General features: G+C 73.7%; 7 protein-coding genes and 1 pseudogene. 4 read left to right on the plus strand and 4 right to left on the minus strand.

Translation table 11 applies throughout. The annotated features are described in order from the left end of the window. Positions 1–54 precede the first annotated feature (54 nt). Both ABD194_RS12985 and ABD194_RS12990 read right to left on the minus strand, forming a co-directional pair. Complete coding sequence (locus ABD194_RS12985; protein ID WP_343991964.1) at positions 55–276, minus strand: DUF3107 domain-containing protein; 222 nt, start codon at positions 274–276, stop codon at positions 55–57. Positions 277–343: 67 nt separating this feature from the next. Beyond that, positions 344–1,057: a TetR/AcrR family transcriptional regulator gene (locus ABD194_RS12990; protein ID WP_343991966.1), complete on the minus strand. Its 714-nt coding sequence runs from the start codon at positions 1,055–1,057 to the stop codon at positions 344–346. A gap of 102 nt (positions 1,058–1,159) precedes the next feature. Between ABD194_RS12990 and moeB the strand changes: the two genes are divergently transcribed. Both moeB and ABD194_RS13000 read left to right on the plus strand, forming a co-directional pair. Next, positions 1,160–2,338, plus strand: a complete 1,179-nt coding sequence (gene moeB, locus ABD194_RS12995; RefSeq protein WP_343991968.1) for a molybdopterin-synthase adenylyltransferase MoeB — start codon at positions 1,160–1,162, stop codon at positions 2,336–2,338. 10 nt (positions 2,339–2,348) lie between these two features. Continuing rightward, entirely contained in the window at positions 2,349–3,086 is a 738-nt protein-coding gene (locus tag ABD194_RS13000) for an MGMT family protein (RefSeq protein ID WP_343991970.1), read from the plus strand. On the opposite strand, the gene ABD194_RS13005 is transcribed toward ABD194_RS13000, so the two are convergent. After that, complete coding sequence (locus ABD194_RS13005; RefSeq protein ID WP_343991972.1) at positions 3,083–4,432, minus strand: FUSC family protein; 1,350 nt, start codon at positions 4,430–4,432, stop codon at positions 3,083–3,085. The two genes, ABD194_RS13000 and ABD194_RS13005, sit on opposite strands and share 4 nt — an antisense overlap. A 128-nt stretch (positions 4,433–4,560) precedes the next feature. On the opposite strand from ABD194_RS13005, the gene ABD194_RS13010 reads away from it, so the two are divergent. After that, complete coding sequence (locus tag ABD194_RS13010; protein WP_343991974.1) at positions 4,561–7,791, plus strand: ATP-dependent helicase; 3,231 nt, start codon at positions 4,561–4,563, stop codon at positions 7,789–7,791. 92 nt (positions 7,792–7,883) lie between these two features. After that, positions 7,884–11,285, plus strand: a complete 3,402-nt coding sequence (locus ABD194_RS13015) for an ATP-dependent helicase (RefSeq protein WP_425580013.1) — start codon at positions 7,884–7,886, stop codon at positions 11,283–11,285. 34 nt (positions 11,286–11,319) lie between these two features. Here ABD194_RS13015 and ABD194_RS13020 read toward each other — a convergent pair. Continuing rightward, positions 11,320–11,819: pseudogene (locus ABD194_RS13020) on the minus strand (phosphotransferase); the annotation flags it as partial.

Below are 11,819 nucleotides of genomic sequence, written 5' to 3' on the forward strand. Positions count from 1 at the left end.
TCGTCGTCCGGCGCTGCCGGGAAACCCTTGCGCCAGTGTCGCTTTGGTATGCCGTCAGTGGGCGCCGAAGCCGACACCCGCCTTGCGCTCTGCGCCCGTCGTCACGTAGCCGATCGAGGCGGAGGGGACGATGATGCGGCCGCCCTTGTCGTCCGTCAGCTCGAGGACGTCGCCCCCGAGTGCCGCCTTGACGGCGGCGTAGATCTCCGCGGTCGACTGCGTCGTCTCGAAGGTGATCTCGCGTGCCACGTGCTGCACTCCGATGCGGACCTCCACGTCAAACCTGCTTTCTCAGATGTCTGCGTTTGTGGGCTGACGCGGTCGACCGCGCCCTGTCCTCACCCTAACCAGCGGGCGTGGTCGCGGATTCCCGAGCCGCGCCCTCGCCCCCTCTCTCACCGCCCCTGCCCTCCTTGCCGGCGTCGGCGCCCCCGTCGGCGCGCCCCACGAGCGGGAAGGCCCCGAAGCCGCGCCGGATCAGGGCGGCGGTGATGCGCACGGCGGTCTCCTTGGAGAGGGTCGCCTCGTGCGTCAGCCAGTGCCGGGCCGACGTCTGGGCCAGCCCCACGAAGGCGACGCCGACGAGCACGGCCTCCTCCTGGTCCATGGACGTCTCGCTGCGGATGATCTCGGCCATCGCCTCGGCGCACGTGAGGTCGATCTGGTCGAGCCGCCGGCGCACCTCCGGCTCGTTGGCCAGGTCGGACTCGAAGATGAGCCGGAAGGCCGCGCCCTCCTGCCCGACGAAGTCGAAGTAGGCGCGCGTCATCGTGTTGATGCGCGCCTTGTTGTCGGAGAGGGCCAACGCGTCGCGCACGAGCTGCTCGAGCTCGCCGGTGTGCTGGTCGATGAGCGCGAGGTAGAGCTCGAGCTTGCCGGGGAAGTGCTGGTAGAGAACCGGTTTCGAGACCCCGGCTCGGGCTGCGATGTCGTCCATCGCCGCGGCGTGGTAGCCGTTCTCCACGAAGACGCCCAGGGCTGCGTCGAGCAGCTGCGCGCGGCGCTCGGATCGGGGCAGCCGCTGGCCGCGGCCCGGCGGGGTGGTCTCGTCTGCCATGCGGGTCCTCTTCGCGCGTGGGCCGCGCTGCTCGTCAGGGGCGCCGTCCGTCCCTGCGAACGACCGTGTCCCTCTCACCATACCGAGCAGTACGGTGAGGACATGTCGACGGAGCCGCTGGTCAGGACCGGTCGAGCGCTGAGCAACGCCGAGACGACGAGGTACGCGCGCCACGTGCTGCTGCCGGACGTCGGCCGGGACGGTCAGGAGCGGCTGGCCGCGGCGCGGGTCCTCGTCGTGGGTGCCGGCGGCCTCGGCTCGCCTGCACTGCTCTACCTGGCCGCCGCGGGGGTCGGCACCATCGGTGTCGTCGACGCCGACGTCGTCGACCTCACCAACCTGCACCGGCAGGTGATCCACTCCGACGCCGACATCGGCCGGCCCAAGACCGAGTCCGCGGAGGCGGCGGTGCACCGGGTCAACCCGCACGTGACGGTGGTGCGCCACGACGTCGCACTGGACTCGTCCAACGCCCTCGAGGTCATTGCCGGCTACGACCTCGTCGTGGACGGCACCGACAACTTCCCTACGCGCTACCTCGTCAACGACGCCTGCGTCCTGCTCGGCAAGCCGCACGTCTGGGGCTCGATCCTGCGTTTCGACGGGCAGGTCTCGGTGTGGTGGGCGGGTCGGGGACCCTGCTACCGCTGCGTCTTCCCGGACCCGCCGCCCCCGGGCTCGGTGCCCAGCTGCGCGGAGGGCGGCGTCCTCGGGGTGCTGTGCGCGGCCATCGGGTCCGTCCAGTCGACCGAGGCGATCAAGCTGCTGCTCGGCATCGGCGAGCCCCTCGTGGGCCGGCTCATCGTCCACGACGCGCTGCGCCAGACCTGGGACACCCTGACGGTGCGGGCCGACCCGGACTGCCCGGTGTGCGGGCCCAACCCGACGGTCACCGAGCTGGTCGACTACGTCGAGTTCTGCGGCGTGCCCGGCGCAGCGACGCTCGACGAGGGCGAGCTCCCGACGGTGACGGTGCTCGAGATGGCCGCCGAGCTGTCCGGCCCGCAGCCGCCGCTCCTCGTCGACGTCCGGGGCACCGAGGAGCGTGCCATCGCCTCGATCCCGGGTGCCGTCCCCATCCACCTGGACCTCTTCCGGTCGGGCGAGGCGTTCGACGAGCTGCCCTCGGACAGAAGAGTGCTCATCCACTGCAAGGTGGGTGCGCGCTCGGCCGAGGCGACGCGACTCGCTCTCCGCGCGGGGCTCACGGACGTCGCGAACGTCGAGGGCGGCATACTCGCCTACCTCCGGGAGATCGACCCGAGCCAACCCGAGTACTGAGAGGACGCCCGTGCCGCTGGAGGACCACGCCGACCGGGTGCTCGACCTCGTGGCCACGATCCCGGAGGGCCGCGTGCTCGCATACGGCGACATCGCCAAACGCCTCGGCGGGATGGGGCCGCGGACGGTCGGGACCGTGATGAGCCGCTACGGCTCCGACGTGCCGTGGTGGCGCGTCATCCGCTCGGACGGGCGCCCACCGCAGGGGCTCGAGAACGAGGCGCTCGAGCACTGGCGCGCCGAGGGGACGCCCCTGACAGGCGGGCTCCTCGACGGAGGGCGCGCCGACATGGCGAGGGCCAGGTGGGACTTCGGGGGAGCGTCTTCGGGTGCCGGCACCGGCGGAGGCGCCGGGGCGCGGGGGGCGCTGCACCACGTCGAGATCTGGGTCGACGACATCGGGGCAGCCGGGCGCGAGTGGGGGTGGTTGCTCGGCCGGCTCGGCTTCCACCTCGGTGACGACTGGGGGCACGGCCAGGCCTGGGAGCTCGGCTCGCTCTACATCGTCCTCGAGGCGGGTCCGGACGTGCTCGCCGGCCGGCACGAACGTCGGCGCGCCGGCCTGAACCACCTTGCCTTTTACGGGGGCTCACGTGCGGAGGTCGACGCCCTCGTCGACGACTGCACCGAGGCCGGCTGGGCGCTGATGTTCGCCGAGCGGCACCCGTATGCCGGCGGCCCGCAGCACTACGCCGCCTACCTCGAGAGCCGTGAGGGCTTCGAGGTCGAGGTCGTCGCCTCCACCTAGTCCCGGCCGCCGGAGTGCGTGACGTCGGTGGTGCGGTCACGGCGGCGACGGCCACGACCGCGAAGCGGCTCCAGCCCGCGTGGGTAGGGCCGGTCGGGGTGCGGCAGCACGTCGTGGACGAGCCTGGGCAGCTGGGCGAGCGGTCGGCCCTGCTGCTGCTCCTTCCACTGTCGGTGCAACCGCGCGCGGTTCTCGAGGTCGAGCTGCGCGAGCACCTGCTCGACCGCGGCCAGGATCGAGCCGCGCAGCAGCCACGACGAGGTGTCCTCGCGGGCGCGCACGAGGATGAGCTCGGTCAGGATGGCCTGGGTCTCCCGAAGGATGTCGAGGCTCTGCGCCAGGGCCGTCTCGGCGTCCTCCTCGCGGCCCTCGGACTCCGCGACGACGAGGCCGCCGAACGCGCGCAGGCAGTCGGCGCTGTCCTCCAGGACCACCGCGAACGCCGTGCGCAGCTCGTCGCCGTAGGGGTCCTCCCGCGCGCCCTCGGGCGGGAGCTCGGCGCGCAGCAGGGTGAAGAGGGCGCGGATGGCGAGCAGGCAGTGCTCGAGGTTGTCGAGCGCCGACGCGAGCACCGGCTCGACGTCGACCGTGCCCAGCGCGCGCGGGTTGAAGCGGCGGCTGTCCTTCAGGTGGCCGATCATCTCGCCGGCGCGGGCGACCTCGCCCGCACGCGACCGGACCAGGCCGACCCAGTCGCCGACCTGCTCCCGACTGACCGGTCCGGCCCTGAAGGCCTCAGCGGCGACGCCGAGAGCCGATGCGCCGACCTCCACGACGCGCAGGAGCGACCGTCTGGCCGCGCCCGTCGGCATGGCGGGTGGGTAGAGCACGCTGAAGGCGACGCCGACGGCGGCCCCGATGAGGGTGTTGACGATCCGCGTCTCGGCCGCCACGTCGTGGTTGCTGACGCCGAGGATGAGCATGGCGCTGATCGGCGTCTCGAGGGCCTGCTCACCGAGGCGCAGCACCTTCGCCAGCAGGAGCGAGGCGGCGATGGCCGCGGCCAGGCTCCACCACGTCAGGCCGATCCACGTCGACAGCAGCGTGGCGACGAGGATGCCGGCGAGGACCGCCCCCACCCGCACAGCGCCCATCTTGATGGTCGAGAAGGCGGAGGCCTGCACGACGAGCAGTGCGGTCAGCGGCCCGGTCAGGTCGAGCGTGCCGCCCGTGACGAACTGGGAGAGCACGTATGCCGTGACGGCCGCGGTCGTGAGCCGGAACACCGTGGCCAGCGTCGGGCGCAGCCGTACCGGCACGTCGCGCCACCGCAGCGGGTGGCTCGGCCAGGCCCACGTGAGCAGACGGCTCCACGGGGTGGGCCCGACGCCCTTCTCTGGTGACATGCGCCGCCCTCGGGTGTGCGATGTGGTCAACGGGTCCTGGCGTTCCGGCTGCGAACCACCCGCGCCACTCGCATCGTACGAGGACCTCCGACCGAGCGCTGTCAGGGGCGCGTGATGGAATCTCCGCCGTGGTCATCCTGCGCCGAGCCCCCGCCCCTGCCGAGGTGCAGGTGCGGCTCGACGAGCGCCAGCAGGCGGCCCTCGACTCCTCGGCCCGCATCCTCCGAGTGCTCGGTGGACCGGGCTCCGGCAAGTCCACCCTCGCGGTCGAGCTCGTCGCCGACGCCGTGCTTCGGCGCGGCCTGCGCGCCGACTCGTGCCTGGTCCTGACGTCGAGCCGACGGGCAGCAGCCGAGCTGCGCCAGCAGGTCACGGCGCGACTCGGGGGCACGTCCACGGAGTCCCTGGCCCGCACCTGGCAGGCGTTCGGTTTCGGCGTGCTGCGCGCCGAGGCGGCACTCCGCGGCGAGCCCCCACCCCGGCTGCTCAACGGTCCGGAGCAGGACGTCATCCTGCGGGACCTGCTGGCCGGGCACGCCTCCGGCGACGTCCCCGGCCCCGCGTGGCCCGAACAGCTGCGTGAGGCCCTCGGCACCCGCGGCTTTCGCAACGAGCTGCGCGACCTGCTGATGCGCGCGGTCGAGCTGGGACAGACGCCCGACGACCTCGCGACCCTTGCGGTCGAGCACGACCGACCGGAGTGGGCCGCGGCTGCTCAGGTGCTGCGCGAGTACGACGAGGTCACCTCGCTCAGCCGGCACGGCTCCTACGACCCCGCCTGGGTGCTCACGGCCGTGGCCGAGCTCCTCGACGACGACCCGTCCGCCCTCGACCGGCTGCACGAGCGGATCCGGCTCGTGGTCGTCGACGAGGCGCAGGAGCTGACGTCTGCCGCCGCCCGGCTCCTGCGGGTCGTCGCCAGGCCCGGAGGGCCGCGCATCGTGCTCATCGGCGATCCCGACGTGGCGGTGCAGACCTTCCGCGGCGCCGACCCGCGGTTCCTCGCCGACGGCTGGCGCGACCTGGCGGGGTCCGGTCGCGACCCGCGCTTCGTCGGCGGACTCTTCGACCTGATCGACGACCTCGGTGGCGAGGCCACGATCGAGACCGTCGTCCTCGACCGGAGCCACCGCCTGAAGTCCGACCTGGTGGAGGTGGCAGACCGCGTCTCGCGACGCATCGGTGCCCTCGGTGGGGGAGAGCAGCGGCGCATGAGCCCTGCCGTCGAAGCCACCCGCGGCACCGCCGAGGTGGCCCTGCTGCGGTCGGCCGCACAGGAGACGGCTCACATCGCAGCGCTGCTGCGTCGTGCACACCTCGTCCAGGGCGTGCCGTGGAGCGACATGGCCGTCATCGTCCGGGGTTCCGCCCGCGCCGACGGCATGCGACGACTGCTCGGCCACGCCGGTGTGCCGGTCGAGGCGGGCACGGCCGAGACCCCCGTTCGTGAGGAGAGTGCGGTCCGTCCGCTCCTGCACCTCCTCGAGGAGAGCGTCGCCACCGCCCGGGCCGAGCACCGCGGCGAGGGTCACGTCATCGACCCGGTCCGCGCGTCCGACCTGCTCCTGTCCCCGGTGGGAGGCTCCGACACCGTGGGCCTGAGGCGGCTGCGCCGGCTGCTGCGCCAGGAGGAGCTGGCCTCGGGTGGCGGCCGCTCCAGCGACGAGCTGCTCGGCGAGCTGATCCAGGCGCCGGCACGCGCGGCCCTGCTCGGTTCGAGGCCCGGTGCCCGCATCGCGACCGCGCTGGCGGCGGGTGCCGCCGCCGCCGAGGTCGGGGACGACGGCCGCTGGGCGCCCGGCGTCACGGCCGAGTCGGTGCTCTGGGCGATCTGGCAGGGGCTCGGCCTGGCCGAGACGTGGCGTCGGCAGGCCCTCTCCGGTGGCACGTCGGGTGAGCGGGCCGACCGCGACCTCGATGCCGTGCTCGCGCTCTTCGACGCCGCAGGAGCGTTCGTCGACCGCCTGCCGACGGCCGGCCCCGACAAGTTCCTCGAGCACATCCAGGGCCAGGACGTCCCGGGCGACACCCTGCTCGTCGGCGGCCAGTCGGGCGGTCGGGTCGCCCTTCTGACGCCGCAGACCGCGGCCGGGCGCCAGTGGCGCATCGTCGTCGTGGCCGGGGTCCAGGAGGGTGCCTGGCCCGACCTGCGCCTGCGCGGCTCGGTCCTCGGCTCGGAAGACCTCGTCGACGTCGTCGCCCAGCGCCCCCTCGGTTTCCGTGCAGCCCAGGCGGCGGTGCGCTACGACGAGACCCGGCTCTTCCTCGTGGCCGTCACCCGGGCCACCGAGCGCCTGCTGGTGACCGCCGTGAGCAACGAGGACGAGCAGCCGTCCGTCTACCTCGACCTCGTCGACCCACCGGCCTCCACCCGCCTCGCCGACGAGGTGCGGCCCTACACCGAGGTCGCGCGCACCATGACGCTGCCCGGACTCGTGGGCGAGCTGCGCCGCGAGGCGGTCAGCCCCGACCCGGGCGTCGCCGAGCCGGCCCTCATGCTGCTCGCCGCAGCCGCCAGAGAGGGTGTGCGCGGCGCCGACCCGCGGTCGTGGTGGGCCCTGCGGTCGGTCACCAGCGAGCGGGCGGTGCGCCGGCCCGACGAGCCGGTTCCGGTGTCCCCGTCGAAGGTCACCTACTTCGCCGAGTGCGGGATGCGCTGGTTCCTCACCTCGGTGGGCGGTGAGGGGGTCTCGCTCGGGGCTGCCTCCGTCGGCACGTTCGTCCACGACATCGTCGCCGAGCTGCCCGACGCGTCGCTCGAGACCCTGCAGCAGGAGGTCGACGCGCGCTGGGGACGCCTCGGGCTCAAGCCCGGGTGGGTGACCGAGCGCACGCGCAAGGAGGCACACGAGATGGTGGCCCGCTTCACGGCATACCGCGACGCCGCAGAGCGGGACTGGGAGCGCGTCGGGATCGAGACCGACTTCCGCGTCACCGTCGGCCGCGCCGTGGTCGCGGGGCGGGTCGACCGTATCGAGCGCAACGCCGAGGGGCACGTGCGCATCGTCGACCTCAAGACCGGCAAGTCCAAGCCCACCCGGGCCGAGCTCGCCGAGCACGGCCAGCTCGGCGCTTACCAGGTCGCGGTCGAGGAGGGCGGTTTCGAGCAGCTCGGTGACCGGAGCGCCGGCGCTGCCCTCGTCTTCATCGGCAAGGGAGGGCTGTCCGGTCTCAAGCCCAGCGTCCTGACGCAGGACCCCCTCGCCGGCAGCGCCGACCCCACGTGGGCACGCGCCCTCGTCGAGGAGACCGCCGAGGGGATGGGCGCCGCCGAGTTCCGCGCGTCCCAGGGCAAGGCCTGTGAGACGTGCCCGGTCCGCTCCTCGTGTCCCGTCCAGCCGGAAGGCGACGCCCTGTGACGTCCGTCGACACCGACCTCCGCACCCTCGACGACACCGAGGGGACGTCGGGCGCCCGGCACAGCGCGCTCGACATCGCCCGGGCGCTGGAGATGCCGCCGCCCACCGACGAGCAGGCGGCCGTCATCGAGGCAGGCGCCCGGCCGTTGCTCGTCGTCGCGGGTGCCGGGTCCGGCAAGACCGAGACCATGGCGGCGCGAGTCGTGTGGCTGGTGGCCAACGGCTTCGTCGACCCGGACCAGGTGCTCGGGCTCACCTTCACGCGCAAGGCCGCGGCCGAGCTCTCGCAGCGCATCGCCAAGCGCCTGCGCGGCCTCGAACGGGCGGGCATCTGGGCGCCGGCCGCCGACGACGGCAGCGGCGCCGAGGTCCTCGGCGGCACACCGACCGTCTCCACCTACCACGCGTATGCCGGCCGGCTGGTGCGGGAGCACGCCCTCCGGGTGGGCCTCGAGCCGGAGTTCCGCATCCTCACCGAGGCCGGCGCCTGGCAGCTCGCCGCCGAGGCCGTCTCGCGGTGGGACGGGCCCATGGACGACGTCGTCAAGAGCGAGGCGACGGTGACCCAGGCCGTCATGGCGCTCGCGGGCGAGATGGCCGAGCACGTGCGCACGCCCGGCGAGGTCATCGAGCACCTCGACACGGTCCTGGCCCGGTTCGACACGCTGCCCGACGGTGAGGGGCGCGGGTCCCTCACGGCAGCCCGCGAGGCCATCGCGGTGCTGCGCGAGCGGCGCACCGTGCTGCCGATCGTCGAGGCGTTCCTCGCCCTCAAGCGCGAGCGCGAGTCACTCGACTTCGCCGACCAGATGGCCATCGCGGCGCGCCTGTCGGGCTCGGTCCCGGCCGTGGGGGAGATGGAGCGGGAGCGCTTCCGGGCGGTGCTGCTCGACGAGTTCCAGGACACGTCCGAGGCGCAGCTCGAGCTCTTGCGCTCGCTCTTCCACCATCCGGGTGTCGCGCTGACCGCTGTCGGTGACCCCAACCAGTCCATCTACGGGTGGCGCGGCGCGAGCGCCACCACCCTGCTGCGCTTCCCGAGCGAGTTCGCCGACGGCGCCGGACCCGCCGACGTCCTCCCGCTGTCCACGAGCTGGCGCAACGACTCCCTCATCCTCGACGCCGCCAACGCCGTGGCCACCCCGCTCGCGACGGAGCACGTGCAGCCGCTCCGTCCCCGGCCGGGCGCAGGCGAGGGCTCCATCCAGGTGGCCCGTCTCGAGACCGCAGAGGAGGAGGCCGAGCACCTCGCCGGCTGGATCGCCTCCCACTGGTTCAGCCCCAGTGGGCGCCGGACCGGCCGCAGCGCGGCCGTGCTGTGCCGTCGCCGGTCCACCTTCCCGCTCGTGCTCGAGGCGCTGCGCCGGCGCCAGCTCCCGGTCGAGGTCGTCGGCCTCGGTGGGCTGCTCGTCACGCCCGAGGTCAGCGACCTCGTCGCGGCGTTGTGGGTCGTGCAGGACCCCACCCGCGGGGACCAGCTGATGCGCCTGCTGACCGGTCCCGTCGTCCGCCTCGGGGCCGGCGACCTTGCCGGTCTCTGGGCGTGGGCGCGCGAGCTGCACTCGCGCCCTGCTCGCGGGTCGTCCGACTCCGACGACCGTCACGACGAGCGTGCGCAGCAGGCGACCGGGGTGGCGGGGGAGCATGTGGGCGCTGCCGGCCCCGACGCCGCCGAGGCTTCCGGGGCTTCCGCGACTCCCGAGGCCCAGCAGCCCGCGCGGGAGGCGGAGAGCGATGGCCGCGGCTCCGACCTCGCCGCCGACAGCGCCGACACGGCCACGCTCGTCGAGGCGCTCGACGACCTCCCCCGTCCGGGGTGGACCAGCCGCGACGGTGCCTTCATCGGCGACGAGGCGCTGGTTCGCCTGCGCGAGCTCGCCGAGGTCGTTCGCCGGTTGCGCCGCCTGACGGCGCTGCCCCTGGTCGACCTCGTCGCCGAGGCCGAGGTGGCGATCGGGCTCGACATCGAGGTGCTGGCTCGGGCCGAGCACACCGCCTCGACCGCCCGCGTCCACCTCGACGCCTTCGCCGACGTCGCGGCGCGCTACGCCACGACCGCCGACCGTCCGACGCTCTCGGGCTTCCTCAGCTGGCTGGATGCAGCTCGCGAGCAGGAGCGGGGCCTCGACGCCGGCCACGTGGAGTCCGATGCCGACGCCGTGCAGGTGCTCACCGTCCACGCGGCCAAGGGGCTCGAGTGGGACGTCGTGGCCGTGCCGACCATGGTCGAGGGCATCTTCCCGGCGCACAACGCGACTGCCGTGGCGCCGGTCCTCGACAGCGATCCCGTCGACTACGCCTGCTCGGGTGAGGTCAAGGACAAGGGCTGGCTCATCGGCCTCGACTCGCTGCCCTACGACCTGCGTGGTGACCGCGGCGGCCTGCCGCACCTGGACTGGCGAGGAGTCCCGGACCGCAAGGCGCTGAGTGCGGCCATCGACGCGTTCGTCCTCGACGGCGGACGCCACGCCATTGCCGAGGAGCGTCGCCTCGCCTACGTCGCCCTGACCCGCGCCAGGTCCGCCATGCTGCTGACGACGCACCTGTGGGGAGCCGCGAAGAAGACCCTGTCGGTGCCGTCGCGCTTCCTCGTCGAGGTCGAGGACGCCCTGCCCCGGGCCGTCACCCGCACCGCGTGGGTGGCGGCGCCGGATCCCGTCGTCGACGACAAGGGCAAGGCGTCGGCGCCCAGCAACCCGCACCTGGCCGTCCCCCTCTCAGGTCAGTGGCCGCACGACCCGATGGCCGCCCGTCGGGCGGGGCTGCTCGACGCCCACCGACGGGTCGCCGAGCTCATCGAGTCAGGTCCGCCGGTCCCGCAGGGCGACTCGCGGGTGGACGACCTCCGCATCCTCCTCGCCGAACAGGCGGCACGCCGGTCTCGCGGCGAGTCGGTCGTCGACGTCCCACGCCACCTCTCCGCCTCGGCGGTGGTGTCGCTGGCGCGCGACGCCGAGGCTTTCGCCATGGCGCTGCGGCGTCCCATGCCGAGCCCGCCGGCCGTGGCCGCGCGCCAGGGCACCGCCTTCCACGCCTGGATCGAGGAGCACTACTCCCGCGCCGCCTTCGTCGACCTGCTCGAGCTGCCCGGCAGCGCTGACGAGGGTGCGGCCGACGACGGTGACCTCGATGCGATGAAGGAGCGCTTCCTGGGGAGCGAGTGGGCCGACCGCATCCCCGAGGAGGTCGAGCTGTCCATCGAGACGATGATCGACGGCATCGCCGTCCGGGGCCGGGTCGACGCCGTCTTCCCGCGCGACGACGGCGGCTGGACAGTCGTGGACTGGAAGACCGGCGCGCGTCCCAGCGGCCGCGACGCGGCCGTCCGCGCCCTGCAGCTCGGGGCGTATGCCGTCGCGTTCGCCCGCCTGCGGGACGTGTCCCCGTCGCTCGTCGACGCTGCCTTCTACTACGCCCGAGAGGGCGTCACGGTGCGGCCCGACCTCCCCGACGAGAAGGCCCTCGTCGAGCTGCTGCGCACGCTCCCGGAGTAGGACGACCCGGCCCGCGACCCTGGGTGCAGGCCCGTCAGCGGTGGTCGCCGCGCTCCTGGTCGTGGGGTCGGCCGACCGGCACGAACCCGGAGGCGCCCTCGTGCAGGTCCAGTACGGCGTCCTCGTCCGGCAGTGCCTCCACCTCGTCGATCTCGAAGGTGGACGCGTCGGCACCCGGAGCCACCAGTGGCAGCGGCTGGGACTCCTCGGCCGGCCCCGGCGCCTCCTCGGTGGCGGTCCACGCCGTGCTGCCCGTGCGCGACTCCTGGTCCGTGTCGCCGGTGCCGGAGGTGGCTGACTCGTCCGTCGCCGTCCAGGCGGTGCTGCCCGTGCGCGACTCCTGGTCCGTGTCGCCGGTGCCGGAGGTGGCTGACTCGTCCGTCGCCGTCCAGGCGGTGCTGCCCGTGCGCGGCTCCTGGTCCGTGTCGCCCGTGCTGGAGGTGGCTGACTCGTCCGTCGCCGTCCAGGCGGTGCTGCCGGTGCGAGGGGCTGGACCGGGGTCACCGACCTCGTCGCTCGACGGGCGGGCCTGCT

Origin of the sequence: Terrabacter terrae (assembly GCF_039529575.1) — a bacterium.
Taxonomy (GTDB): domain Bacteria; phylum Actinomycetota; class Actinomycetes; order Actinomycetales; family Dermatophilaceae; genus Terrabacter; species Terrabacter terrae.

Coding starts and splice junctions, on each gene's coding strand:
- ABD194_RS12990 (WP_343991966.1), bottom strand. CDS start 1,057: ATGGCAGACGAGACCACCCCGCCGGGCCGCGGCCAGCGGCTGCCCCGA.
- ABD194_RS13005 (WP_343991972.1), bottom strand. CDS start 4,432: ATGTCACCAGAGAAGGGCGTCGGGCCCACCCCGTGGAGCCGTCTGCTC.
- moeB (WP_343991968.1), top strand. CDS start 1,160: ATGTCGACGGAGCCGCTGGTCAGGACCGGTCGAGCGCTGAGCAACGCC.
- ABD194_RS13015 (WP_425580013.1), top strand. CDS start 7,884: ATGCCGCCGCCCACCGACGAGCAGGCGGCCGTCATCGAGGCAGGCGCC.